The organism is Streptomyces prunicolor NBRC 13075 (assembly GCF_000367365.1).
In the GTDB taxonomy this organism is placed as follows: Bacteria; Actinomycetota; Actinomycetes; order Streptomycetales; family Streptomycetaceae; genus Streptomyces; species Streptomyces prunicolor.
Window position 1 is genome coordinate 1 of the sequence record NZ_BARF01000014.1, and the last position, 25,177, is coordinate 25,177.

Sequence of the window (25,177 nt, forward strand, 5' to 3'; positions counted from 1 at the left end):
GGCGGGGACGGTGTGGTCGACAGGGGCGGCGGCCGTACGTCCGTAACAGGCGTCCTGGTGTGGATCGTACGGCCGCTGCCTCAGCTCTTGCCGGTGCTGACGGACGACACGGGCGCCTGGCTCGCGCTGCCGGAGTCGCCGTCCGGCTCCTCGGCCAGCAGGTGGCGCAGCCGTTCGCCCTCGACGTCCACGTTGGGCAGCTTCCGGTCCAGCCAGCCGGGCAGCGCCCAGGCGCGGCGGCCGAGCAGGGTCATGACCGCGGGCACGATTGTCATCCGGACGACGAACGCGTCGAAGAGGACGGCGGCGGCGAGGCCCAGGCCGATCGACTTGATCAGCGCCACGTCGTCCAGCAGGAACCCGGCGAACACGGAGATCATGATGACCGCGGCGGCCGTGACCACCCGGGCGCTGTGCCGGAAGCCCGCGATCACGGCCTCCGTGGGCTCGGCCCCGTGGACGTACGCCTCCCGCATCCGGGTCACCAGGAACACCTCGTAGTCCATGGCGAGTCCGAACACCACGCCGATCATGAAGATCGGCAGGACGCTCACGATCGGCGAGGTCTGGTTGACGCCGAACAGGTCCGCCAGCCAGCCCCACTGGAACACCGCGACGACCACACCGAGCGTGGCGAGCACGCTGAGCAGGAAGCCGAGGGCCGCCTTGAGCGGGACCAGGATCGAGCGGAAGACGAGGAGCAGCAGGACCAGGGCCAGGCCGACGACCACACCCAGGTAGGGGATCAGAGCGCCGCTGAGCTTGTTGGACGCGTCGATGTTCAGCGCGGTGGTGCCGGTGACCAGCAGTTCGGCGCCGGTGTCGTCCTTGAGGGCGGGGCCCCGGTCGCGGATCTCGGAGACCAGGTCGACGGTGGCCGCGCTGCTGGGCGAGCTCTTCGGTACGACGGAGATCAGCGCGACGTCGCCGCTCTGGTTGAACACCGCGGGGCGCACGGCGGCGACGTCGGACAGCTTGCCGAGCTGGGCGACCGCGTCCTGCGCGGCGGTCTTGGCGTCGCTGCTGTTCTGGCCGTCGACGACCACGGTCAGCGGGCCGTTGTAGCCGTCGCCGAAGCCCTTGGAGATCGTGTCGTAGGCGATGCGCTCGCTGGTGCCCGGCGCGGACGTGCTGTCGTCGGGCAGGGCCAGGCGCATCGACAGGGCGGGGATGGCGAGGATGCCGAGCCCGACGACGGAGACGACCAGCATCTTCAGCGGGTTGCGGGTCACGAACCGGGCCCAGCGCACGCCCGCCGCCTCGCCCTTGCCGCCCTCTTGGAGGGCGCGCATCCGGCGGCTGGTGAACCGGCTGCCCATGATCCGCATCCCGGCGAAGCCCAGCACCGCGGGCAGCAGGGTCAGCGCGATCAGTACGGCGACGACGACCGCGAAGGCGGCGCCCAGGCCCATCGTGGTCAGCATGCTGATGCCGATGATGCTCAGACCGGCCAGCGCGATGACGACGGTGAGACCGGCGAAGACCACCGCGGAACCGGCGGTGCCCAGGGCGCGGCCCGCTGCCTCCTCCGGTTCGTGGCCGTCGCGGATCTCGTTGCGGTACCGGGAGACGATGAACAGGGCGTAGTCGATGGCCACCGCCAGGCCCAGCATCAGCGCCAGCGTCGAGGCGCTCGAGCTGAGGTCGAAGAACGCGCTCGCGACCGTGATGGCGGCGACCGCCGTCCCGACCCCGAAGATCGCCGTCAGCAGCGGCAGCCCGGCCGCGAGCATCGACCCGAACGTGATGACGAGCGCCACGGCCGCGATCAGCAGACCGATCAGCTCGGTGCTGCTGCTGCCCGCCTTCTCCTGTACGGCGTTGCCGCCCAGGCTGACCGCGAGGCCGGCCTTCTCGCCCTTGTCGGCCACGGAGTGCAGCGCGTCGCGCGCGGCGTCGGTGATGTCGGGCTGGGTCACCTTGTAGGTGACCTGGGCGTAGGTGATGGTGCCGGACTTGCTGATCAGGCCGCTCTGGTACGGGTCGGAGACGCTCGCGACCTGGGGCGCCTTCTTGAGGTCGGCGATCAGCGATTGGACCTCGGTCCGGTCGGCGCCGGAGGCCAAGGTGTGTCCCTTGGGCGCTTCGAACACCACGCGGGCGGTGGCGCCGGAGGCGGATGCCTGCGGGAACTCCTTCTCCAGCAGGTCGATCGCCTTCTGCGACTGGGTGCCGGGGAGGCTGAAGCTGTCGGACGTGCTCGTCGTGGCGTTCATGGCACCGATGCCGACGACCGCCAGGACGGCGATCCACAGCATCAGAACGAGCCGTCGGCGCCGGAACGAGAACCGGCCCAGCCGGTAGAGGAAGGTGGCCATGGGGTACTCCGACCAGGTTCGATAGAAAGTGGAGGGCCTGCGCGACCCATGGCTTCACGCTATGAGCGGCTTTCCTCGCCTCCGCAGCACCGGGGAAGTGAAAACGGCCGGGGTGACTAGTACCGGGGTACTAGGCCTTCTCCACCCTCCAGTCGAGGCGCGCGTCCCTCCCGTCGACGGTGGGCGCCGTGATCCGCCCCACAGGGCCCGCGGCAAGAGCCGGTTATGGTGATCAGGCGAATCGAACGTGGACAGAACCGGCGGAGGACACCGTGTCGGACGAAGGGCGTCGCATCGCCGGGCGCTACACGCTGACCGAGCAGATCGGCCGGGGCGGCATGGGCACCGTCTGGCGGGCCGACGACGAGGTGCTCGGCCGCCAGGTCGCGATCAAACGGCTGCACGCCCGCCCGGAACTCTCCGCCGACGAACTCGCCACCCTCTTCGAGCGCACCCGCCGCGAGGCCCGCAGCGCCGCCCGCATCGCGCACCCGAACGTGATCGTCGTCCATGACGTCGTGGACGACGGCGGCCGCCCCTGCATCGTCATGGAGTACGTCCCCGGCTCCACGCTCGCCGATCTCCTCAAGGACGGCCGGACCCTGCCGTACCAGGAGGCGGCCCGGATCGGCCTGGACATGGTCGCCGCCCTGCGCGCGGCGCACGCCGCCGGTGTGCTGCACCGCGACGTCAAGCCGGGCAACGTCCTGCTCGGCGCCGGCGACCGGATCGTCCTCACCGACTTCGGCATCGCCGTGACGGACGGGACGTCGACGTTGACCAAGACCGGCGAGATGGTCGGCTCCATCCACTACATGGCGCCGGAGCGGATCCGCGGGCTCACTCCCGGAACCGCCTCCGACCTGTGGGCCCTGGGCGCCACGCTCTACCAGGCCGTCGAGGGACGCCCGCCGTTCCGCCGGGTCACCGCGATGGAGACCGCGTACGCCATCGCCACGGACCCGATGGAACCCATGAAGCAGGCCGGCCCGCTGGAGCCGCTCATCGAGGCGCTCCTGATCAAGGAGCCCGACGAGCGGCCGACGGCGGCACAGGCGGAGCGGGCCCTACAGACCGCGTGGTGGGGAGACTCGACGGCCGAACTGCCCCCGCCCGCCGCCGAGTTGGTCGTCCCGCGACCGGAGCCGAAGCCGGCGGGAGACTCCGGCCGCGGACGGCGGCGGAGCCGTAAGGGGCTCCTCCTCGGAGGGATCGCCGTCGCCGTGGCCGCGGCTGTCGCGGCGACGGCGTTCGTGCTGCACACGACGTCGACGTCCGCACCCGACGACACGGCGAGCCGGCCCACGGCCTCCGCCTCGCCGCTGCCGGAGGGCTATCAGCTCGTCAGGGACCAGCAACTCGGTGTCTCCTTCCCCGTGCCGGACGGCTGGAAGGCCGGCAAGCGCACGGCGGAGGGGGTCACCTACACCGACGAGACGGGCCTGGCCGGACTCACCATCGGGATCGTCGACCCGGCGGGCCCCAACCCGAGCACGCACTTCGCGGACATCGAGGCCAACACCAAGGTCAACTACCCGACGTACCGCAGGCTCCGCATGCAGCAGACCACCTTCCAGCAACAGCCCGCCGCGATCTGGGAGTTCACCTTCCAGGGCCGGGCCCGGGTGTTCCGCGCCATCGACCTCGGCTTCGGCCGGGAGGGCGGCCGCGAGTACGACATCTACCTCTCGGCCCCGGACGCGAAGTGGGACACCTACCGTCCCGTCTTCGACACGGCCAGGGACGGCTTCGTGACGAGCGCGTCGTAACTCGCTTGCTCACGCCGGGTGTTCGGCGCAGAGGCAGCCAACTCCCTTCTCGATCCAGTCCCGTTCGACCCACTCCGGATGCTGCTCGATCATGAGCGCCCGGACCTCCTCGACGATCGTCTCCTCGCTCATCGCCGAGTCGCGGCGGACCCACGTCTCGTCCCGCAGCAGCCGCAGATAGTCACGGACGTCCGCGAGCAACTCCGGCCCACCGACGGCCCCGTGACCGGGTACGACGACTCGCGCCCCCTCGCCCGCGAGCCGCTCCATCACCGCGAGCCAACGCGTGCCGGACACATCGGTGTCGTACGGCGGGAACCACGGGAAGATCGCGAACTGCCCGGCCTCCACCAGGTCCCCCGTGAACAGCACGCCAGCGTCCGGCACCCGGACCACCTGGTCGCCCCTGCTGTGCGCCCGCCCTGTGGCCCTCAACTGCACGGTCCGGCCGCCGAGTTCGAGGTCGTACGCCTCGTCGTAGACGAGGTCGGGCTCCGGCAGTACGACCCCTTCGAGCTGCCGGGCGACCGGCTCGCCGAGCCCGCGGAACATGTCGAGGTAGCCCGCGCCCTTCACCTTCAGGTCCTCGGCCTGCGCACGGTTCACGAGGGACGTCGCCTCGCCCGCGAACACCTGCGCCCCGAAGGCGTGTTCAGGGTGGAAGTGGGTCGTCGTGAGGTACAGCCTGCGTCCCCTGGCGTACTCGGTCGCGAACTCCAGCACCTTCTCGGCGTTGCGCGGTCCCAGGCCCGTCTCCACGACGAGCACCGCGTCCCGGCCGCCGATGACACCGATGTTGGGCACCAGCGGCACCCGCCCGTCGGGCACGACCACCAAGTCGCGGTCCAGTTCCCGGACTTCGGCGATGTGCACGACGGGGTCCGGCAACACGCGGTCGGCCATGGTGACTCCTCAGCAGTACGGCGATCTCGTTCGCCCACCACTCCACCGCCGGACCCTCGACGGTGTCCAAGACCGATCCTGTCCGGCCGATACCGCCTCGGTATCATTGCCGGTCATGGAGCTACGCACGCTGCGCTACTTCGTGGCGGTCGCCGAGGAACTCCACTTCGGCCGGGCCGCCGCGCGGCTGCGGATGACCCAGCCGCCGCTGAGCCGGGCGATCAAACAGCTGGAGACCGAGCTCGGCTGCGCCCTCCTGCTTCGCTCGCCGACGGGGGTGGCGCTCACTCCGGCCGGTGTCCTGCTTCACGAGGAGGCGCGCGCCCTGCTGGCACAGGCCGACCGGGTGCGGGCCCGGGTGACCGCGCTGGCCGGGCCGGTCACCCTGACCGTGGGCACCCTCGCCGACAGCGCGGAACAGTTCGGCACGCGGCTCGCCGCCGCCTACCGGGAACACCACCCCGGCGCCCGCATCCTCATACGCGAGTCGGACCTGACCGATCCGACCGTGGGACTACGGGCCGGGCTCGTCGACGTGGCGCTGACCAGGACACCCTTCGACGACACCGGCATCACCACCCGGACCCTGCGTTCGGAGCGGGTCGGCGTGGTCCTCCGTACGGACGACCCCCTGGCCCAGCGTGACGGCCTGCGCCTGGCCGACCTCGCCGAGCGCCGCTGGTTCCGCTTCCCGGACGGCACGGACCCGGTGTGGCACGCCTACTGGACGGGCGCGGCGGGCGACGGCCGGCGCCGTGACGGGCCCGTCGTACGGACGGCTCGGGAGTGCCTGCAGTCCGTGCTGTGGAACGGCACCGTGGGGCTCATGCCGCTCGGGCACGCCCTGCCCGAGGGCCTGACCGTGGTGCCGTTGACCGACATGGCGCCCAGCGCGCTTGTCATCGCCTGGCGCGAGGCCGATGCCACCGCGCTGATCCGGTCGTTCGTGCGGATCGCCGAGACCGTCCATCGCGCGACCGACCCGGCTCGCGCGGGATGAGGACCGCGCGGCCGCACGCCGGTCACCCCGCGCGTTCCCCGCAGGTCCAACCGTGTGAGAGGGGTGTGCACCGCTCTTGCCTCCGCGCCCCGTTACCTTGCGGCAAAGTTACTGGCCAGCTACGCGATGCGGTCCGGCGCATCGGTGTTCGGCGAGCGGAACGGGCATCGGGTGACAGGTCGCGGCAAGGGACAACTGGAGGCGCAGTACGGCCTCTTGACGAGCATCGCCACGGAGGCGGGTGTCTCGCTCAGCACGGTGTCCAAGGTGGTGCACCGGCGCCGCGACGTCGGCGCGCGGACGCGCGAGCGGGTCGAGGAACTCCTCGCCCGGCACGGCTTCGTACGGCCCTGGGAGCGCGATCCCGCGACATCCCGGCAGATCATCGCGGTGTTCCGGGACCTGTCCGGGCCGTACACGCTGGAGGTGGTCCGCGGCATCGTGGACGCGGCCGGCGCGCTCGGCATCGACGTGGTCACCGGGACGACCAGCCGCCGGTCGATCTCCGGGTGGCTGGAGCAGTGCGTGGCGCTCGGCGCGGCCGGGATCGTCATCGTGATCTCCATGCTCTCCGAGGAGGACCAGCGCCGTATCGTCGAGCAGCGGCTCCCGGTGGTGCTGATCGACCCGCTCAGCGCGCCCTCCGAGGACATCCCCAGCATCGGCGTCACGAACTGGAGCGGCGCCCGCGACGCCGTACAGCACCTGTTGGGGCTCGGGCACACCCGGATCGGCATGGTCGCGGGCCGCTCCCACTCCCTGGCCGGGGCGGCGCGCGTGCACGGTTACCGGGCCGCGCTGGAGGAGGCCGGGATCGCCTACGATCCGGCGATCGTCCGCTCGACCGACTTCGACTACGCCGAGGCCCTCGCCACCGCAGGCCAGGTCCTGCGCGCCGCCGACCCGCCGACGGCCGTCTTCGCGGCCAGCGACGCACAGGCGCTCGGCGTGCTGGAGGCGGCGCGTCAGCAGGGGCTCGCCGTACCGGACGACCTGGCGGTCATGTCCTTCGACGACACACTCGTCGCGGCGATGGCCTGCCCGCCGCTGAGCGCCGTACGCCAGCCCTTCGAGGAGTTGGGACGCGAGGCGACCCGGGTGCTCCTCGAACTCGCCCAGGGGCGGCCGCCGGTGTCGCCGCGCATCGAGCTGGCCACGGAACTCGTCCTGCGGACCTCGACCTCCGTGCGCCGTCCCGTAGAGCACGTCAATACCGCGTAACTCCCCATCCTGCGAAACGCTTTCGACACGTGCCGGTGACATCGCGGTGTCGTATCCGAATACTGGCTTCCTGCTCCGCACCCCCATTCCATCCCCCTGGGACCTCCGGAAATTCCGGCACCCCTGGAACGTGGTGCGCGCCTTCCCCGGTGAAAGGAACGCCGTTGACCAGATCTTGGGCGCGAAAGGCTTTCGCTGCGGCGACCGCCTTCGGCATGGGCGTGGCATTCGCCATCGCCTCCACGACGACTGCCTCTGCCTATCAGCCGAGTCCCGCGAATCTGTATACGGCGACCAGCACCGCCGCGTGCAGCAAGAGTCCGTGTGTGCTCTACCCGAAGTCGGCCCAGCTGGCGGACGGCCGGATCGTGGCCACCTTCGAGAACGACCAGACCGCTCCGGTCGGCCAGACCCTGCCCGTGTACAAGAGCGACGACGACGGCACGACCTGGGCGAAACTGTCCGACGTCAAAGCCCCCGCGTATCTCTCCAGCGACTCCAAGTACGCGAAATACACGAGCAATTGGACCAACCCGTATCTCTACGTCCTTCCGCAGAACGTCGGAAGTCTGACCGCCGGCACCCTGCTGCTGGCGAGCATCGTCTCCGGCGACGACTACTACTACCAGGAGCAGAAGGCCGCCAACTCCAGCTGGACGCCCACCAGTGACGGCGACCGCAAGGACGTGGCGCTCGCCCTGTACTCCAGCACCGACGACGGCGCGACCTGGTCCATCCAGAACATCATCACCGCCGGTAGCTGGCAGGGCGGCAGCGCGGGCAGCGTCGGCCGGGTCTCCACGGCCAACACCTACGCGCAGGTCGACCCCGTCTGGGAACCCCATCTCCTCGCCCACAACGGCACGTTGATCGCTTACTACTCCGACGAGGACGACTACACCGGCTACAACACCACCACCGGTGCCCCGACCCTCGACCCGGACAACGCCACGGCGACGGACTCCAGCGGCCAGGTCCTCCTGCACCGCACCTGGGACGGCGGCAGCACAACGTCCTGGAGTTCTCCGGTAGTTGACGTCCCGGGCGCCACGGTGAGCATGGGCAACGGCAAGACCGAGATCGGCGGCGGCCGGCCTGGTATGACGACCATCGCCCCGACGACCGACGGCAAGTGGCTTCTGACGTACGAATATTGGGGCGGCGGCACCAACGTCCGCTACCGGATATCCGACGACCCGACGAAGTTCTTCTCGGCCACGGACGCCGCGATCACCGCACTCCCTGTGCCCTCGGGTGGCGCCATCCTCTCCACCGGCGGCAGCCCGGTGCTGCTCCCGATGCCGGACGGCCGGATCGTCTACAACGCCTCCGGCAGCGGCGACGTCTGGGTGAACGAGTCCGGGCTGTCCACCGGCACCTGGAAGGAGTACAAGACGTCGATCGCGGCCGGGTACAGCCGCATGCTCCAGTACGTCGACGGCACCGGACGCGTCCTCGTCCTCCAGGCCTCGTGGAGCGGTACCAGCGTGGGCCCCGTGAAGTACGCCGAGGTCGACCTCGGCCGCTCCGACGGCGCCTACTACAGCCTCGTCAACCGGCTCACCGGCCAAGTCCTCAGCACCGCGTCCGGCAAGACCCAGGACGCGAACCTCACCGGGAACACCCCCGACCTCGTCCTGGCGGCGAACACCGCGGCCACCACCCAGCGCTGGCACCTGACCGCCAAGGGCAGCAACATCACGCTGCTCAACAAGGCCGGAGGCCGCTCGGCCGCCATCTGGACCGGCACGGCGACGGCCGGGCAGAAGCTGGCCCAGTGGGTCGACGACGGAGCCACCGACAAACAGTGGACCCAGGTCGCCTCCTCGACCAGCGGCTACTACAAGCTCCGCTCGGTCCTCAACACCAGCCTCTACATGACCGGTTCGACCGCGGGCGGCTCCGTAACCGTGGCGGCGGCCACCACCGACGGCTCACAGGACTGGCAGTTGGTCCAGGACCCACTCCCCACCGCCTCCACCTTCACCCTGAAGGGCACGAACTCCAGCCGCTGCCTCGACGTCCCGAACGGCGCGACGGGCGTCCAGGTCCAGATCTACGACTGCTCGGGCAACGCCAACCAAACCATCACGCAGACCGCCGCGGGCGAACTCCGCGTCAACGGCAACTGCTTGGCCGCGAACGGTGACGGCACCACCGCGGGCACCACGCTCATCCTCTGGGCCTGCAACGGAAAGAACAGCCAGAAGTGGGCCTTCCGCGTGGACGGCACCATCGTCAACCGCTCCAACGGTCTGGTCATCGACGTGACCAACTGGGGTACGGCCAACGGCTCGAAGGTCGAGCTGTGGACCGGGCTGAGCAACGCGACCCAGCAGTGGACCCGCGCCTAGGCACATGACAGAAGCGGCGCCACCGTTGGATACGGTGGCGCCGCTTCGTGTAAGTGCCGCTGCTTCTACTCCCGTTCGACGCTCCCCGGCACCCGCGCGGCGACCGTGAACTCGCCGTCCACCGGCACCAGTTCGCGGTCCACGGCAAGCTCGTCGATCTCGAAGGTGGTGTACGACAGGCCGTGCCCGAAGGGGAACGCCGGTGTCGGGTCGAGGTTGGACAGCCAACTCTGCCGGTCGGCGAGCGGTGCGTGGAGGTAGGTGTAGGGCTGGCCGCCCGGAGTGATCGGGATCTGTACCGGGAGCTTGCCGCTGAAGTTGGCCTCACCGGCCAGGAGTTGGGCCACCGCACGGCCGCCCTCCTCGCCCGGCAGGAAGACTTGCAGTACGGCCTTGCCACCGCTCTGGGTGAGGATGAGGGGGAAGAGGAAGCCGTTCCAGACCTGGAGACCGTCGTAGACGGCGACCGCCATCAGCGCCGGGCGGGCCAGGGGCACCGCGAGCGACCACAGCATGCGCCAGTCGCCAGCGCCGTCGACGATCATCGCCTCGAACAGCGAACGGGGCACGTCCGGCAGGAAACTCACCAGGATCATCACGGTGATCGGCAGTGCGAACGCCGCCGAGGGCAGGACGATCGCGAGCAGGCTGTCGGAGGTGAAGTCGGACCGGCTGCGGAGGCTGGTGACGACCAGCCAGTAGATGGGGACGACCACGAGCGCCGTCCAGAAGAGCGTGGCGCCGCCGGTGAGGGCGCGGCGGCGGAGCCCGGGAACGGGGTTGCGCCGGACGGGACTTGGCGGCACCGCCCGGTGGGTGGGGACGGTCTCCCGTGCGGTGGTGGTGCGGGTCCTGGTCACGGTGGTGCTCACCTGCCCTCCTGCCGGCTGTCCATCCGGGTGAAGCCGGACCGCGTCACCGGTCCGGCGCCGTCGAGCGCGGCGGCCTCGTACAGGGCGGTCGGGATCTGCCATATCCCCGCTTGGTAGAGCAGGGCGTGGAACGGCAGGAACTGCCAGGCGATCACGAAGATCACGGTGTACAGGGCGAGTTCGGGCGAACCGAGCAGCGGCTTTGCCAGCCAGTGCAGACCGGGGGCGGAGCCGATGCCGAAGGACGGGTCGAGCAGCGCCTGCCAGGTGAGGCCGAGCGCCAGGGCGATCGGCGTCTGTACCAGTCGGCTGACCACCATCACCTTGAGGGTGAGCCATACCGACTGCCAGGTGGCGCTGTCGGTGAGGACGGACGTTCAGTTGGCGGCGCCCGCCCAGCCGATGGAACCCAGCCCGTCCCAGCGGGCGACGCTGAGCGCCGCCACGCCGACCAGGGGCACGAAACCGAACAGACCGAAGAGAAGCAGGGCCGGGGCGGCCATGAGGAGGCCGCTCCCTCCTCTGCGGCGTACGGGGGTGGTGGTGATGGTCACGACCCCGCCTTGCTCATGTTCACTCCGAACTCCGCGGGCGAGATCTGCCGCAGGAACGACTTGTCGGTGTTGGTCAGCAGCGGGTCGGCCTGGTCGGACGGCAGCGCCTGGTCCCACGAGAGCTGGAAACTCGGGGCCTTGTCCACCAGGTCGTAGACGAACGTCAGCCACGCCTTGTCGGACGAGGACTTCACCGCGGCGAGCTTCGAGTCCAGGCCCTTGACCGGCGGGACGCTGCCCGAGGCGAGGTAGGCGTCGACCTGGGAGCCGTTGAGGACGTAGTTCTTCAGGTACGTCAGCGCGTCCGACTTGTTCTTGGACGACTTGTTCAGCGACAGGAAGTTCGACGGGTTGCCGACGATGTTCGCCGCGCTGCCCGCGCCGTCGGTCAGGGCCGGGAACGCGGTGTAGCCGAGGTCGCCCTTCTTCAGGAAGTCGGGCGCGGCCTTGGCGATGTTGGCGTACTCCCAGGTGCCCATCACCTCCATGGCGGCCTTGCCCGTGTAGAGCAGCGCGGTCGAGGCGCCCTGGTCGTAGGTGACGGAGGAGGCGTTGTTCCCGAAGGCGCCGGCCTTGGCCAGGTCCTGGAGCTTCTGGTTGGCCTTGGTGACCGACTGGTCCTTCCAGGTGGCGGCGTCACCCGAGGCGATCCTCGCGAAACACGCGCGAGCCGCCGGTCCGGTCGACCAGGTACTCCAGGTACATCAGCGTCGGCCACTTGGAGTCGGCCGCGAGCGACAGCGGCGTGACGCCCTTGCCCTTCAGCTTCTTCACGGCAGCGAGCAGGCCGTCGTACGTCTTCGGGGGCTGGACGTCCACGTCGGACAGCACCTTCTTGTTGTAGTAGAGGACGACCGGGGCGAGGCCGTTGACGGGGACGCCGTAGACCTTGCCCTCGAAGGTTGCGCTCTGCATCACGCTGTCGGTGTACCGGTCCGCGTTCACGTCCGTGGCGTTCAGGACATCGACCTTGCCGGCCTTGACGTAGTCGTTCAGGGCGCCGCCGCCCCAGTTGAAGAAGAGGTCCGGGGCCTGGTTCGCGTCGAAGGCCACGCGCAGCTTCTGCGTGTACTCGTTGTTCGAGAACAGCCGCAGGGTGATCTTCGCGTCGGGGTGGTCCTTGTTGTAGGCGTCCACCGACTGCTTGAGGATCGTCTGGTCGTTGAGCGCCCATATCGTCAGGCCCTTCGACGACGAGGTGGACGGTCCCGAGAACCCGCACGCGGCCAGGCTCGTGGCGGCGGCCAGGGCGACCGTGACCGCGACGGCGCGTCGAATTCTCGGGCTTCCGAGACGTCCGGTGACCGGGATTCCCCGCATGGGTGTGCCTCTCTTCTTTCGGCATGCCGTAAATGCGCAGGCCAGAGGCAGAAACGGATACCGGCCCGAAAGACTTTCGGATGCCCCACCGCGGCTCGCCTGCCCGCTGGCGGGGACACTGACACGGAATTCACACCCAGGACAAGCACGGGAAATTCCTCGGTTACGAAACGCTTTCGCGACGCCGAGGGATGGCGGGTCCCTCCTGGTTCACCGGAACTCGTGCACCACCCGGATCTCGCCGACGATGTGGGCGTTGAACTCGTCCAGCTCCTCGGCCGGCACCCACAGCTCCAGGATCGTCTTCCCGCCCGCCTGCTGGACGGGATACCGGGTCAGGAACGCCGACTCCACCTCGAAGCGGGTCACGAAGCCGGCGCCGTCGTGCTTGACGTTCCAGTCCCGCGCGATCCGGATCGCGTAGTCCTCGTTGAGGACCGGGTAGAAGATCGGCTGCTCGGGCAGCCGGGGCGGCCAGCCGCGCCAGTCGAGCGCCTTGACCAGGTCCAGCTCAATGGGGCCGGTGGGGCGCCAGAGGGTGGTGGTCGGTCGCCGGTTCGTCATCGGAGTCGCTCTCTGCGCAGGGGATCAAGGGGTCGGATCGGACGGTATCGGCGCTACGGGTGCCCCGGCCACGGAGTTTCGCCCGCGGCCCGATCCCATCGCGCCACGGGTCGCTACCGTCCGAACGCCCGCGCGGGTGTTGGGATGGGGGCGGCAGAAAGGGGCCGCGGTGGACGGCGACGGGGTTGGCAGGTCGGAGGCGGGCGCGACGGATCGGTTCGCGCTCGCGGAGCGGGCCGTGTCCGCCATCGGGTCGACGCTCGACGAGCGCAGGACGGCGGCGGAGTGCGCGCGGTTCCTCGTCGACGAGCTGTGCGACGCGGCGGCCGTGGACCTGTTCGCACAGGACGAGGCGCGCCCGGCACCGCACGGCATGCTGCACCCGATGGCGGCCGAGGGCCGCAAGGAACTGCTGGACAGCCTGCGCACCGCGCCACGCGAGGACGTCATGGTCCGCGCCCTGGACGCCGGCCACCCGATCACCACGTCCTTCACCACGAACGACCACGGCGTACTCGCGGCTCTCTCCGTGCCGCTGACCGCCTGGGGCAAGGCCTACGGCGCACTCCTCGCCATCCGCGAGGGACGGTCGTTCGGTGACGACGAGGCCGCCGCCGTCCACTACGCGGCCCGGCTCACCGCCGCCCATCTGCACCACGCCGTCGAACACCATCGCCTGCGCACCACCGCCCTGAACCTGCAACAGGTCCTGCTCACCGAACCCAGCCGCCCCCACCCCAACGTCGAGATGGCCACCCGCTACCTGCCCGCGGGCACCGGCACCCTCGTCGGCGGCGACTGGTTCGAGGCCGTACGACTGCACTACGGCCGCACCCTCCTCGTCATCGGCGACGTCATGGGCCACGGCCTGGACGCGGCCGTCGACATGAACGCCTACCGCTCGATGCTGCGCTACGTCGCCTCCACCGATCTGCCACCCCACCGCATCCTGCGCCAGATGGACACGGCCATGTCCGAGGAGCACAACCGCCGCCCCGCGACCTGCCTGCTCGCCCTCCTCGACCCGGACCGCGGCACGGCCGCCTTCGCCGGCGCGGGCCACCTCCCGCCCGCCGTCTTCCACCGCGACGGCGTCGGCGAACTGATCCCCGTCCCCGTCGGCCCACCCCTCGGCACGGGCCTCGCCGACTACGAGATGACCACGCTCGCCCTCACCCCCGAGGACACCCTGGTCATGTTCACCGACGGGCTGGTCGAGCGCCGCGGCGAGGACATCGACGTCTCCCTCGCCCGCCTGGCCCGGCTCCGCCTCCACCCCGGCCAGGGCGTCTCCCGCCTCCTCGACGACATCGTGCTGCGCCTGCACGTCCAGGAGGCGGAGGACGACGTGGCCGCGATCGCCGCCCGGTTGCGCCCGAGGAACCCCGCCTAGGAACTTCGCGAACGGGAATCACGTACGGCACCGGTGTCCCCGGCCGGGCCGGCTCATGTGTCCGCCAGCCGTCCCCCAAGGTTTGGCAACACCTCGGCAACGCCCGGATGTTGCCGGTCACGGCTTGGCCAACCCCTTTCCGCACGTTGGCCGCAAATTCATCGCACGCCCCTGACACCCCCTACCGAGACGGGCGGAGAGTGGTCCGAGGTCTGGTCCACGAGATCCCTCGAAGGTCCTCAAGAAGGGGCAATCATGGCCGAGTTGACACGTCGCAGACTCCTGGGTTCCGCCGCGGGCGCAGTGGGCGGCGCCGCGGCACTCTCCCTCCTCCCGCCGAGCGTCCAGAAAGCCGTCGCCGCCGAACCGCCGAAGAACGGCTCGCTGCGCGACATCGAACACGTCGTCATGCTGATGCAGGAGAACCGGTCGTTCGACCACTACTTCGGCACGCTGTCCGGCGTTCGCGGATTCGCCGATCCGCGCGCACGCAAACTCGACACCGGGCGCAGCGTCTTCTACCAGCCGGACGCGGTGAACCCGAAGGGCTACCTCCTCCCGTTCCACCTCGACACCCACACCTCCAGCGCGCAGGCCATCCCGTCCACCAGCCACGCCTGGTCGGTCCAGCACCAGGCCTGGAACAACGGCAAGATGGACCAGTGGCTGCCGGCCCACCGCGCGGCCGACGGCGTCAACGGCCCCTACGTGATGGGCTATTACACGCGCGAGGACATCCCGTTCCAGTTCGCGCTCGCCGAGACCTTCACCATCTGCGACAACTACTTCTGTTCGGTGTTCGGGCCGACCTGGCCCAACCGGCTGATGTGGATGACCGGTTCGATCGACCCGGGCGGTACGCAGGGCGGCCCGATCATCAGCAACGTCGCGCCCGCGCCCTACCGTTGGACGACGTACGCGGAGCGCCTCCAGAACGCCGGTGTCAGCTGGAAGGTGTACCAGGAGGAGGACGACTACGGCACCAACATGCTGGAGCAGTTCGCCTCGTTCAAGAACGCCCAGCCCGGCTCCGACCTGTACGAGCGGGGTGTACGCCCGCAGCCGCACGGCACGTTCGAGGACGACGCCCGCAACGACCGGCTGCCGACGGTGTCGTGGATCTGCCCCACGAGCTACCAGTCCGAGCACCCGGACTACCTCCCGGCCGCCGGTGCCGACTACGTCGCGTCGAAGATCGAGGCGATAGCGTCGAACCCGAAGGTGTGGCGCAAGACCGCGTTCATCCTCAACTACGACGAGAACGACGGCCTGTTCGACCACGTCGTCCCGCCGACCCCGCCCGCGGGCACGAAGGACGAGTTCATCCAGGGCCTGCCGATCGGCGGCGGCTTCCGCGTCCCCGCGATCATCATCTCGCCCTGGACCGTGGGCGGTTGGGTCGCCTCGGAGGCCTTCGACCACACCTCGGCGCTGCAGTTCCTGGAGCGGTTCACCGGCGTCGAGGAACCGAACGTCACCGACTGGCGCCGTGACACCTTCGGCGACTTCACCTCCGCGTTCCGCTTCCGCGACGCCCGCCCGCGCTCACCCCGGCTGCCCGACGACACGGCGGAACAGCTGGAGAAGGCGAAGGAGGAAGTGGCGACACTGCCGAAGCCCACGCTCCCGGGCGCGGACCAGAAGTTCCCCCACCAGGAGCGGGGCCGCCGCCCGCACGTCTGACCAGCCTCACGTGGTGAGCGGCCCTGACCAGTGTCATTCGGTCGGGGCTGCTCGCGTGGTTGAGGTGTTCCGCTCGGCGTGGCCGGGGCTGGATGGCACGACGTGTACCGGTGGCGTCTGACCTGGGCCGTTGTGACGGGCGGCCTCGTCTGTTGTCATTCGGCCAAGACCACCCGCGCGGCTGAGGTGGTGCGCTCGGCCCGGCCGCGGCGAACAGTGCGACGTGCACCAGCAGTGTCCGACCTGGACCCCGTGACGGACGGCCCCGGCCGCTGTCATCCCGCCAGGGCCGCCCGTGCCGCCGACAGCGTCCGCTCGGCGTAGCCGCGGCCGAACAGGACCACGTGGACGAGCAGCGGGAACAGCTGGTGCAGGCCGATGCGGTCGGGCCGGCCGGGGGCGAGCGGCGCTGTTTCCTGGTAGCCGTCCAGCACCTCGGACAGGTGCGGGCAGCCGAAGAGGTGCAGCATCGCCAGGTCGGTCTCCCGGTGGCCGCCGTGTGCGGCCGGGTCGATCAGCCGGACGTGTTCGTCGGCGCCCCACAGCACGTTCCCGTTCCAGAGGTCGCCGTGGAGTCGTGCGGGCGGCTCGGCGGGACCGGCGAGTCGGGGCAGCTGCTCGCAGACCCGCTCCACGACCGTCGCCTCGGTGTGCCGCAGGGTGCCCGCGTCGACCGCTCGGCGCAGGTAGGGCAACACCCGTTGCCCGGCATACCAGTTGGGCCAGTCAGTGGCCGGGACGTTGCGCATCGGGGCGAGCCCGATGTACGCGTCCGCGGGACCGCCGGGCGGTGGCGCGCCGAACGCGGGTGCGCCGGAGGCGTGCAGGGCGGCCAGGTCACGGCCGAACCGGACGGCGGCTCGCGCACTCGGCGGGCCGGTGCGGACGTGGTCGGTGACCAGCCAGTGCTCGTCCACTCCGCGCACGGCGGGCACGCGGACCGTACCGGCGTCCGCCAGCCAGCGCAGCCCCGCCGCCTCGGCCCGTACCGCGCCGGGAGCCGTATCGCCCTTGACGATCACCAACTGCCCACCGCTGAGCTCGACTTCGGTGACCGCCCCGGACAGTGGACGCGCGCCGGTCACCGCGCACCCGGTGAGCCGGGCCGCCGCCGTACCCGGAGTCTCGCGATGGATCACGGGGCCAGCGTACAGCGGCCGGTCAACGAGTCCCCGACCCACAGGCCGGACTCGCGCAGCACCCGGTCGACTGTCTCCTCCAGCGAGCTCGTCGCCGGGATCACCGTCTCGACGCCGCCCGGCAGCAGATCCAACGGCTGGTACCACTCCCGGAGTTGGTGCTCGGTGACCTCGTCGGCGATGGGCTTCGTGGCGTGCCGGGCCAGGGTCTCCTCGAACGGTACGTCTAGGTAGTAGCAGTGCGTGCGGTCGGGGAAGTCGGCGAGCAGGCCGGACAGCATCTCGCCGTAGTGAGGGAAGTAGAGGATGCCTTCCAGCACCGCGTGGAAGCCGTGTGCCAGAGCGTGCCGGACGGTCAGGTCGATCAGGCCGATGTTCGCGCCGCCGGGGATGTCGTGCTCGCGCAGCACCTCTCGCCGCAGGACGTCCTGGCGGACCAGGGCGATGCCGCGGCCGTACCGCTCGCGCAGACCGGTGGCCACCGAGCTCTTGCCGGAGGCGCTGTTGCCGCGCAGCACGATCAGCCGGGTGGGGGAGGAGGGCGTTGTCACCGGGGCACCCTATCCACCGTGTGGCACTGAGTGACCGGGTGACCGCAAAGTGCCCTCTGAGGTGCATCCGGTCTGCTTATATCGTGGGAAAATGGTGTGATAGCGGCGATTGGTGGCAGGGCCATGACGGACGCGGAGATCGACTACGCGGCGGTGTTCAAGGGGCTGCCCGGCATGGTGGCCCTGCTGACCCCCGACCTGGTGTACGCGGACGCCAATGAAGAATTCCTGCGTATGTCCGGCCGCACCCGCGAGCAGGTCGTCGGCCGCTTCCTCTTCGACGTCTTCCCGGACAACCCGAACGACCCCGCCGCCACCGGCATGCGCAACCTGGAGACCTCGCTGCGCCGCGTCACCACCACCGGCGAACGCGACACCATGGCCCTCCAGCGCTACGACGTCGAGTCGACGACGTGTCCCGGAAAGTGGGAGCAGCGCTACTGGAGCCCGGTCAACGCCCCCGTGCTCGACCCGGACGGCAAGGTCGTCCTCCTTGTCCACCGGGTGGAGGAGGTCACCGAACTGATCCGGGCCCGCGGCAGCTCCGGCGGCAGCCGCACCCGCGTCCTGGAGGCCGAGCTGTACACCCGCGCCCGCGAACTCCAGGAGGTCAACGAACGCCTGCGCAGCGCCCACGCCCGCGAACGCGAGGTCGCCCTGGCGCTGCAAGAGGCGATGCTGCCCACCCGCCGGCAGGGCGCCGGTCATCAGATCGCCGTGCGCTACCGGCCCGCGGTCGGCTCCCTGAACGTCTGCGGCGACTGGTACGACGTGGTCGACCTGGTCGGCGGCAACCGTATCGGCGTCTCCGTCGGGGACATCGTCGGCCACGGCCTGGCCGCCGCTGGCGTCATGGGCCAGCTGCGCAGTGCCCTGAGCGCCACCTCCCGCGTCGCGGACGGCCCCGCCGAGGCCCTCGACGTCCTGGGCCGCTACGCCAACGTGGTCGACGGCGCCGAGTCCGCCACGGTGGTCACGACCTTCGTCGACTTCGACCGGCACACCATCACCTACAGCAGCGCCGGGCACCCACCGCCCGCCCTGGTCCATCCCGACGGCCGCGTGGAGTTCCTGGACCGGGCCACCGACCCGCCGCTCGACGCCCGTCCCGACCCGATACCCCGACCGCAGGCCAGCACCGCCTTCTCCCGCGGCTCCACCCTGGTCCTCTACACCGACGGCCTGATCGAACGCCGCCACGAGGACATCGACAAGGGCCTGGCCCGCCTCGCCGACTCCCTGGTCCGCCACCAGGGCATAGACCTCGAAGCCCTCGCCGACGCCGTACTCCTCGAACTGCTCCCGCACGGCGGCGCCACCGACGACACGGCCCTGATCATCGTGCGGCTCTGACTCGCCGTAGGCCGTTTCGGGTCATACGACGATGCAGGTCAGCGCCGCCCACAGCAGCGGCGAGTGCTCGATACGGCCGTCCGCGCGCCAGCGGTCGAGCTGCTCGCGCTGCCAGCCGCCGAGGCTCCGCACGGGGTCCTCGTCCTCGTGAGCCGTGTCGACGGCGACGATCGCCTGCGTCAACGGGCGTACGGACTCGGGCAGTTGGGCCAGTCGGTGGAAGGCGAGACTGGTCGGCAGCACCCAGCGGGTGGCGGTGACCAGTTCGGCGCCGTTGTACAGCATCGCCGCCGCCAGGCCGAAGGACTCGGCGAACCGCAGATCGCCGCCGCTCTCGCAGCCGATGAGGGCGACCCGGGGCGGCGCGGGCCAGATCCGCGCGCCTGGTTCGCCGTCCGCGCGGAGGGGGAGTGAGCCCAGGAGCAAGTCCTTGGCGGAGAGCGGGCGGTGGGCGCGGAGCGGCTCGGCCAGGCCGGCGGTCCCCGCGTCGCAGCACAGGTGCAGGGTGCCGTCCTCGCTCTGCCCGCCCTCGACCGGCGCACCGCTCACATGCCCGACGTACAGCAGCCTGCGGGCGCCCTTGCGGAGTACCTCGCTCAGCCAGTCCCGGTCCAGGTCCGTGCGGCGGAACGCCTCCGCGGGGGTGGCGACGGACGGTACGACGTCGCCTCCGTCGAGGCGGCGCCGGACCAGCGACAGCAACTCCGGGTCGGAGCCGGGTGGTCCCAGGACCGAGCCGAGCGGGGAATCGGCGCGGAAGCCGGGGACGCGGGGGTCGAGGACGAGAACGACCGGGCCGGTGTCGGTGGCCTGTGCTGTCGCGGGCGCCGGCTTGCGTGGTCGCAGTGATGCCGGTGCGGTGGTCACGACGTCCGCCAGGTCGATGAGCCGTACGTCGGTCCCGTCGTCGACGGCGAGCAGTTCCCAGGGGACTTGGGCGACACGGGGCGAGGGCTGGATGCGTACGAGGGGACGGCCCGCCCGTTCCGCCACCTGGCGTATCTGCGCGGTCAGTTGCTCCGGCCACAGGGCCTCGGCAAGGGTTCGCGCGAGTCGGCGTTCGCGTCCGGGCTCGGCCAGCGCGCCATCGTCGAACGTTCGGCGCATGCCCTCCGCCCTGTCACCCGCTCCCGGCAGTGCGTCGACCAACTCCCTTACTGCCTGGTCGACTTCGGCACCGGGCCCGTGTCCGGTGCCGAACCCCTGGGCCCCGCCCGCCCAGATCCAGGTCATGAACAGGTCGCCGGCGTCGGCCAGTCGGACCTGGACCACCGGGCGGCTCGTCAGGTCGTCGGTGATCCAGAACGGCACCGCTTCCTCGTGCGCGATCCGCCGGTGATAGCGGAACTCTGCCGCCGCGATGTACTCCTGCAGCGCGACGCGGCCCGGCCCCGACTGCGCCGACATCCGCACCTTCGGCGGCGGCGCGACCCGCAGGCCGACCGAGGCCGCGGCCTCCGCCGCGACACCGCCGAGCGTCATCGTGCCCTCGGCGTGCTCGGGGTGCGCGTACGACTTCATGGCCGCGCTCGGGAAGACCGACGCGGGGTCTTCGACCGGCTCGGCGGTGGGCGGTGTGCGGTCCAGGGCCAACGAGGCACCCGCGCAACGGTGTTCGGCCAGTTCGAAGAGCAGACCCTGGTCCTGTCGGCGGATCGCGAGGCGGAACACCAATTGCATCGCCTCGTCGGCGAGTTGGAGCCACTGACTGCGCGCGTGGGCGGTCGCGAAGTCGTAGCGTGCCGCTTCCAGAGCCAGTGCGGCGGGCAGGGCGAAGGAGAGCGCCGTGTCGATCGACTCCCGCTCGTGATCGCCGTGATCGGTGCGGTTGAGGTTGTCCTCAAGAGTGCGGGCGAGCATGAGATCGACCTGTGCGCACCGCTCGTACACCTCCCGCTCCTGGTACACGTCCCGCGCCGCCTGGGCCAGCCGCTTCATCTCGTCGATGTCGCCCTGGTCGTAGGCGTGTTGGGCACCCAGCAGCATGGAGTCGGCGGCGGCGAGCGAGGCACCGAGCCGTTCGAACCGGGCCAGGCTCGCCGCCAGCAGCTCCTCCGCGCCGATGGCGTCGCCACGCCGACCGGCGAGAAAGGCACGCGCCTGCTCGCAGACCGCCAGGTCGCCGAACCACCGCTGCCGCTCGAAGAACGCGGACGCCTCCGCGAACAGCCGCTCCGCGAGGCCGAGTTCACCCCGGTGCATCGCCGCGTACGCCCGGTGCGCGAGTAGGGTGTGCTGCCCGCCGGTGTCCCCGAGCGCCCGGAAACGCTCTTCCGCGCGGGCGAAGTAGTCCTCGGCCGGGTCGAACCGCCCGGTCGAGGAGCAGATCAGTCCGAGGGCGACCAGGAGCCGCGGGATCGTCTCCACCGCGGTCGTGGGCGTGGTCGACAGCAGCGCCGTCGCCTGGTCCTCGGCGGCTCCCCACTCACCTCGGTCCATCAGCAAGTGCGCCCGGTTCAGGCCGAGTTCGGAGGCGCGCAGTCCGTCGGGGTCGTCGAACTCGGGCAGCCTGACCGCCGCTTCGTCGAGACAGGCCAGTGCCTCGTCCAGACGTCCGGTCCTGCGCAGGAGGTCGGCTCCGGAGATCAGGGTCCGCAGCAGCATCTCCAGCCAGAGCTGACGGCCGCGCGGACCCATCGGTGCCGACGCGATGTCGTCGAGCAGTGCACGGGACTGCTTGTTGGCGTCCTCCGCCCCGGCCAGGTCCGTGGCGCTGAGCTGGACACTCGCGATGTTCTGCAGCAGATGCGCCCGCAGGAACCGCACGTCGGGCGAGTCGTCGAGGGACTCGGCCAGCGTGAGCAACTCCTCGTAGACGGAGACCGAGGAGGCGAGATCGGCGGCCAGTTGATGTTCCTCGGCCAGGGCGAGACCGCTGTCGAAGGGCTCTCCGTACAGCGGTGTCACCACACCGCTCTCATCCGGTATCCGTCCCTCATCCGGCATCCGTCAGTAGTCCTCATCAGCCGTAGCGGCGGCGATCTCGGCGAGGAACGGTCCCGAAGACCCTTCGTACGCAGCTGTGTTGGACGCGATCGGCTGTGCCGCCGTCGCGAGCCGTCGTCGGACCAACGCGCGGATCGCGTCGCGGTCGGCGCCACCCTCGGGCTCCGGACCCGGGTCGAACCCGGGCAACAGCACACCGATCTCGATACGCGGCCGTGTCTCCCCGGCCGACAGATCCAGGTCCCCCCGGCCACTCCACACGTCGTCCCGCCGGGCGAGAGGCACGCGACTGGCACGGACGCCGTCGACCCCGACTTCCGCGACCAGCAGCGGCCCGCTGGTGGTGGGCGCCGCGATGTGCGCGACGACCTCGACCTCGATCTGCCGTCGGGCGCCGAGTGCGCGGGCGGTCCAGGACACGGCGGTCTCGGCGGCGTCGACGAAGCCGGGCGGATACCGGCGCCAGTCGTTGGTCCCCGCGCCCCGCGCGATCACCCGGCCGCCCGCGACGAGCGGCTCGCCCGCGGCGAGGGCGTAGTCGTCGTGTCGTACGAACAGCGCGACGGGATCGACGGCGACCGGAGCGCTGTCCGGACGCGGCTGGGCCAGGGACCACCGAAGGCGGCGCAACGCCTCCCCGTCCGACTCGGTGCTGTCCGCCGCGTCGTCGACCGCCCGCAGCACCCGCTCCAGACGGCGTGCCGTGTCCGTCGACGGCGGTGTGGCGTGCCACCACTGGAGCAGCGGATCGAGGGCGACTTGGTGATCCCCGATCAACTCGCCCACGCAGTCGTCGGGTTGATCCCGCTCGTCGTCGAACAGCTGCTGGCACTCGTGCGTGAGTGCGACCAACTCCAGCCCGAGCACGTCCGGTTGGAGCGCGGGAATCCCGTCCAGGTACGACGCCGGCCACCACCGCGCCGCCCAGTGCCCGAAGCCGAGCCGGGCGGCGCCGCCCGCGAGCGGGGTCATGTCCGCGGGCACCCGTACATCGCTCAACTCGCCAGTCGCACAAGCCTGGACGGCAACGGCGACGCCCTCGCCGTAGACCGCCCACAGCCACTGCTGCGCCCGCGCCACGTCATGTATCTCCGCCGACGGCGGCACCGGGTCCTCGAGGACGGGCCAGGTCAGAACGGCGCCCGCGACGTCGAGAACCGCACGGGTGAAGTCGGGACCGATACCAGGACCGGCGACTCGGACTGTGCCGTCGTCGCCTCGCGTGACCTGGACTTCCACGGAAGCCCGCGTCATCACGCGCTCCTCGACTCGGCCGCTTCGGCCACGACTGCGGCTTCGGGTACGGCAGTTGGTGCCGCCGATGCCGACAAGGTCCGCAGCGCCGACCGGACCCGGGCCCGGTGGTCCATCATCACCGAGCGGGCGACACCGTCGAGCACCGCCCAGGCCGACGCGGCATCCACGAGCGGCGCGTCCCGTACGTCCCGTCCGTGCAGCCGCACCCAGAGCCGCCGCATGTAGGCGGTCCAGGGCGTACGGAGATCCTGGGCGAGGGCGTCCAGCACCCCGCCGTCCGGGTCAGGGCGGGGCGAGACGGTCATCCGGCGGGCACGGAGGACCGAAGCCTCCCTGCGCCAACGGCTGTTGACGGCCCGGTGTGCCGCGGTGTGCCACGGCGCGGGCTCCTCGATGCCCAACGGGTCCAGCCCGACAGCGAGTTGACCGCCGAGCAGGACGGCGACGCGCAGGCTCTCGTCGTACAGACCGAGCGGAGCGCAACTGCGGCCGACCTCCCGCCCGACTAGTTCCGGCACCGTGGGCAGTTCCTCGCGCCGAGCCGAGGACTGGAGCACGACGAAGAGCCGCTCGAAGAGCGTGCGGTCCAGCGGTGCGGGCAGTGTGGCCGTCGAGGCACCCCGGCCGACCTCCGGGCGCGGCGGCAACTGCCGCTTCGTCAGCCCGAGATGGGCGGGCAGATCGCCCCGCCCCCAGACCCCGCTCGCGTGTGCCCACAGGGCTCGGCCGAGCAGCTCACCGTGTCCCGCCTCGACCATGGACATGTACGACGGTGAGTTCCGCGGCCCCTCCGCCCCACCGCAAGCCTCCAGAACCTCACCCGCCAGCGCGACCGCGGCGGCCGTATCAGCGGCCGGAACCGACAGACGCCCCTCCCACGCGACGGCCAACTCGCCCTCCAGTCGGGCCTGTTGGGCGGCATCGGCCAGATACCGTTTCAGCGCGTCGACCGTACGGCCACCGTCCGCGTCCGCGACCTCCTCGACGACCGCCCGGGCCAACGCGCCCGCACCGGCGGCGGGTTCACCGTGTTCGGCGGCCAACTCGAAGCACCGCTGGAAGTACAGATCCTGGGGATGGCCCGCCACGACGCCCAGCGCCCGGCGGGTCCGCTTGAGCAGGGTGAACCACTGTGCCGTAGCGACGAGCCGCGCACCGGACTCCCGTATCAGCGCGTCGAGACGCGCGGCCGGCTCCGGCGCGAGGAAGTCCACCGCGAAGTCCGGATGCAGGGCCGGTCTGACGATCAGCGGCAGCACGATCAGCTTGACCGTCCGGGTCAGCGGGGCGCCACCGGGGCCGCTCAGCGATTCCAGGTCCGGCCCGAGGGCACGCCACGCGCCGTCGATGACCATGGCGCGCGGTCGGCGCGCGTCGGTCGGCTGGCTGGGAAGCGGCATGTCAGGAGCGTACGTCGTCCGAGATCGGGCGGGCGAACCTGGGATCGGTAGGCGACCGGAGCCGCCTAGCGTCCACCGGGACAGCGGGAACCACGGGAATCCACCCCGACCAGAAGGAGCAGCCGTCATGGGAATCTTCGGGCGTCGCAAGAGCCGCGAGGAGCGGGCCGCCGAGATCGCGGGCCAGGTGGCGAGCGGGAAGGGCTTCTACGGCCGAACCACCCGCGCGTTCCTCGGCAACGAGGACTTCGCCAGGGTCCAGCAGTCGGTCGGCGCGTACAACTCGGGCCTCGGAGTGCAGCAGTTGCTCGCCGCGGGAGCGCCGACCACGACCGCCGTCGTCGTGTCGATCGCCGACACCGGCCAACTGGTCAACCACGACCCGGTAGTCGACCTGGTCGTGCAGCCGACCGGGAGCACCGACCGGATCACCCTCCACACCATCGTCTCCAAGCTGCGGATACCCCGCGCCGGCGACCAGGTCCTGCTGGTGGCCGACCCCGCGCAGCCCGGCGGTTACCTCTACGCGGGCGACGGCGTGACCCCGTGACACGGACACGCTTGGAACGGTCCCGAGGGC

At 70.7% G+C, this 25,177-nt stretch carries 21 protein-coding genes; 8 read left to right on the forward strand and 13 right to left on the reverse strand.

The window, feature by feature from the left end; genetic code table 11:
• Positions 1–80: 80 nt before the first annotated feature.
• Positions 81–2,318, reverse strand: coding sequence for an MMPL family transporter (locus tag SPR02S_RS05795; RefSeq protein WP_019055987.1), 2,238 nt, complete (start codon positions 2,316–2,318; stop codon positions 81–83).
• A gap of 272 nt (positions 2,319–2,590) precedes the next feature.
• Here SPR02S_RS05795 and SPR02S_RS05800 point away from each other — a divergent pair, with 272 nt between their 5' ends.
• Positions 2,591–4,087 carry a serine/threonine-protein kinase gene (locus tag SPR02S_RS05800; RefSeq protein WP_019055988.1) on the forward strand — a complete coding sequence of 499 codons (1,497 nt, stop codon included), beginning with the start codon at positions 2,591–2,593 and terminating at the stop codon, positions 4,085–4,087.
• 9 nt (positions 4,088–4,096) lie between these two features.
• On the opposite strand, the gene SPR02S_RS05805 is transcribed toward SPR02S_RS05800, so the two are convergent.
• Positions 4,097–4,990, reverse strand: coding sequence for an MBL fold metallo-hydrolase (locus SPR02S_RS05805; RefSeq protein ID WP_019055989.1), 894 nt, complete (start codon positions 4,988–4,990; stop codon positions 4,097–4,099).
• 115 nt (positions 4,991–5,105) lie between these two features.
• On the opposite strand from SPR02S_RS05805, the gene SPR02S_RS05810 reads away from it, so the two are divergent.
• From SPR02S_RS05810 to SPR02S_RS05820, 3 genes are all read left to right on the forward strand, one after another.
• Positions 5,106–5,990, forward strand: a complete 885-nt coding sequence (locus SPR02S_RS05810; RefSeq protein WP_019055990.1) for a LysR family transcriptional regulator — start codon at positions 5,106–5,108, stop codon at positions 5,988–5,990.
• A gap of 171 nt (positions 5,991–6,161) precedes the next feature.
• Positions 6,162–7,211 carry a substrate-binding domain-containing protein gene (locus SPR02S_RS05815; RefSeq protein ID WP_019055991.1) on the forward strand — a complete coding sequence of 350 codons (1,050 nt, stop codon included), beginning with the start codon at positions 6,162–6,164 and terminating at the stop codon, positions 7,209–7,211.
• 215 nt (positions 7,212–7,426) lie between these two features.
• Positions 7,427–9,565, forward strand: a complete 2,139-nt coding sequence (locus SPR02S_RS05820; protein WP_063746238.1) for an RICIN domain-containing protein — start codon at positions 7,427–7,429, stop codon at positions 9,563–9,565.
• Between the two features lie 65 nt (positions 9,566–9,630).
• Here SPR02S_RS05820 and SPR02S_RS64705 read toward each other — a convergent pair whose 3' ends face one another.
• The 6 genes from SPR02S_RS64705 to SPR02S_RS05845 all read right to left on the reverse strand — a co-directional run bounded on the left by SPR02S_RS64705 (position 9,631) and on the right by SPR02S_RS05845 (position 12,875).
• Positions 9,631–10,437: a glycoside hydrolase family 3 C-terminal domain-containing protein gene (locus SPR02S_RS64705; RefSeq protein ID WP_019055993.1), complete on the reverse strand. Its 807-nt coding sequence runs from the start codon at positions 10,435–10,437 to the stop codon at positions 9,631–9,633.
• Positions 10,434–10,757, reverse strand: a complete 324-nt coding sequence (locus tag SPR02S_RS64320) for an ABC transporter permease family protein (protein WP_019055994.1) — start codon at positions 10,755–10,757, stop codon at positions 10,434–10,436. Before SPR02S_RS64320 ends, SPR02S_RS64705 begins: the two co-directional genes overlap by 4 nt.
• A 57-nt stretch (positions 10,758–10,814) precedes the next feature.
• Positions 10,815–10,991: a hypothetical protein gene (locus SPR02S_RS64325; protein WP_019055995.1), complete on the reverse strand. Its 177-nt coding sequence runs from the start codon at positions 10,989–10,991 to the stop codon at positions 10,815–10,817.
• Positions 10,988–11,641, reverse strand: a complete 654-nt coding sequence (locus SPR02S_RS65655) for an extracellular solute-binding protein (protein WP_078622822.1) — start codon at positions 11,639–11,641, stop codon at positions 10,988–10,990. The genes SPR02S_RS64325 and SPR02S_RS65655 overlap by 4 nt, the downstream gene beginning before the upstream one ends.
• Complete coding sequence (locus SPR02S_RS65660) at positions 11,628–12,311, reverse strand: ABC transporter substrate-binding protein (protein WP_052346923.1); 684 nt, start codon at positions 12,309–12,311, stop codon at positions 11,628–11,630. The genes SPR02S_RS65655 and SPR02S_RS65660 overlap by 14 nt, the downstream gene beginning before the upstream one ends.
• A gap of 210 nt (positions 12,312–12,521) precedes the next feature.
• Positions 12,522–12,875, reverse strand: a complete 354-nt coding sequence (locus SPR02S_RS05845) for a hypothetical protein (RefSeq protein ID WP_019055996.1) — start codon at positions 12,873–12,875, stop codon at positions 12,522–12,524.
• A 169-nt stretch (positions 12,876–13,044) separates the two neighbouring features.
• Between SPR02S_RS05845 and SPR02S_RS05850 the strand changes: the two genes are divergently transcribed.
• Both SPR02S_RS05850 and SPR02S_RS05855 read left to right on the forward strand, forming a co-directional pair.
• Positions 13,045–14,268 (forward strand): PP2C family protein-serine/threonine phosphatase, encoded by a 1,224-nt coding sequence (locus SPR02S_RS05850; RefSeq protein ID WP_019055997.1) that lies wholly within the window; start codon positions 13,045–13,047, stop codon positions 14,266–14,268.
• Between the two features lie 255 nt (positions 14,269–14,523).
• Complete coding sequence (locus tag SPR02S_RS05855) at positions 14,524–15,951, forward strand: alkaline phosphatase family protein (RefSeq protein ID WP_019055998.1); 1,428 nt, start codon at positions 14,524–14,526, stop codon at positions 15,949–15,951.
• A 275-nt stretch (positions 15,952–16,226) separates the two neighbouring features.
• Here the strand turns inward: SPR02S_RS05855 and SPR02S_RS05860 are convergent, their stop codons facing one another.
• Positions 16,227–17,090: a fructosamine kinase family protein gene (locus tag SPR02S_RS05860; protein WP_052346924.1), complete on the reverse strand. Its 864-nt coding sequence runs from the start codon at positions 17,088–17,090 to the stop codon at positions 16,227–16,229.
• A complete protein-coding gene (locus SPR02S_RS05865; protein WP_019056000.1) occupies positions 17,087–17,641 on the reverse strand; it encodes an AAA family ATPase in 555 nt (184 codons plus the stop codon). The genes SPR02S_RS05860 and SPR02S_RS05865 overlap by 4 nt, the downstream gene beginning before the upstream one ends.
• A 123-nt stretch (positions 17,642–17,764) precedes the next feature.
• On the opposite strand from SPR02S_RS05865, the gene SPR02S_RS05870 reads away from it, so the two are divergent.
• Entirely contained in the window at positions 17,765–18,994 is a 1,230-nt protein-coding gene (locus SPR02S_RS05870; protein ID WP_019056001.1) for a PP2C family protein-serine/threonine phosphatase, read from the forward strand.
• A 21-nt stretch (positions 18,995–19,015) separates the two neighbouring features.
• On the opposite strand, the gene SPR02S_RS64330 is transcribed toward SPR02S_RS05870, so the two are convergent.
• The 3 genes from SPR02S_RS64330 to SPR02S_RS05885 are packed head-to-tail and all read right to left on the reverse strand — an operon-like array spanning position 19,016 to position 24,597.
• Complete coding sequence (locus SPR02S_RS64330) at positions 19,016–21,940, reverse strand: CHAT domain-containing protein (RefSeq protein ID WP_026150266.1); 2,925 nt, start codon at positions 21,938–21,940, stop codon at positions 19,016–19,018.
• Between the two features lie 3 nt (positions 21,941–21,943).
• Positions 21,944–23,194, reverse strand: coding sequence for a hypothetical protein (locus tag SPR02S_RS05880; protein ID WP_019056003.1), 1,251 nt, complete (start codon positions 23,192–23,194; stop codon positions 21,944–21,946).
• Positions 23,194–24,597 carry a hypothetical protein gene (locus SPR02S_RS05885; RefSeq protein WP_026150267.1) on the reverse strand — a complete coding sequence of 468 codons (1,404 nt, stop codon included), beginning with the start codon at positions 24,595–24,597 and terminating at the stop codon, positions 23,194–23,196. Before SPR02S_RS05885 ends, SPR02S_RS05880 begins: the two co-directional genes overlap by 1 nt.
• A gap of 127 nt (positions 24,598–24,724) precedes the next feature.
• On the opposite strand from SPR02S_RS05885, the gene SPR02S_RS05890 reads away from it, so the two are divergent.
• Complete coding sequence (locus tag SPR02S_RS05890; RefSeq protein ID WP_019056005.1) at positions 24,725–25,147, forward strand: hypothetical protein; 423 nt, start codon at positions 24,725–24,727, stop codon at positions 25,145–25,147.
• Positions 25,148–25,177: the final 30 nt, after the last annotated feature.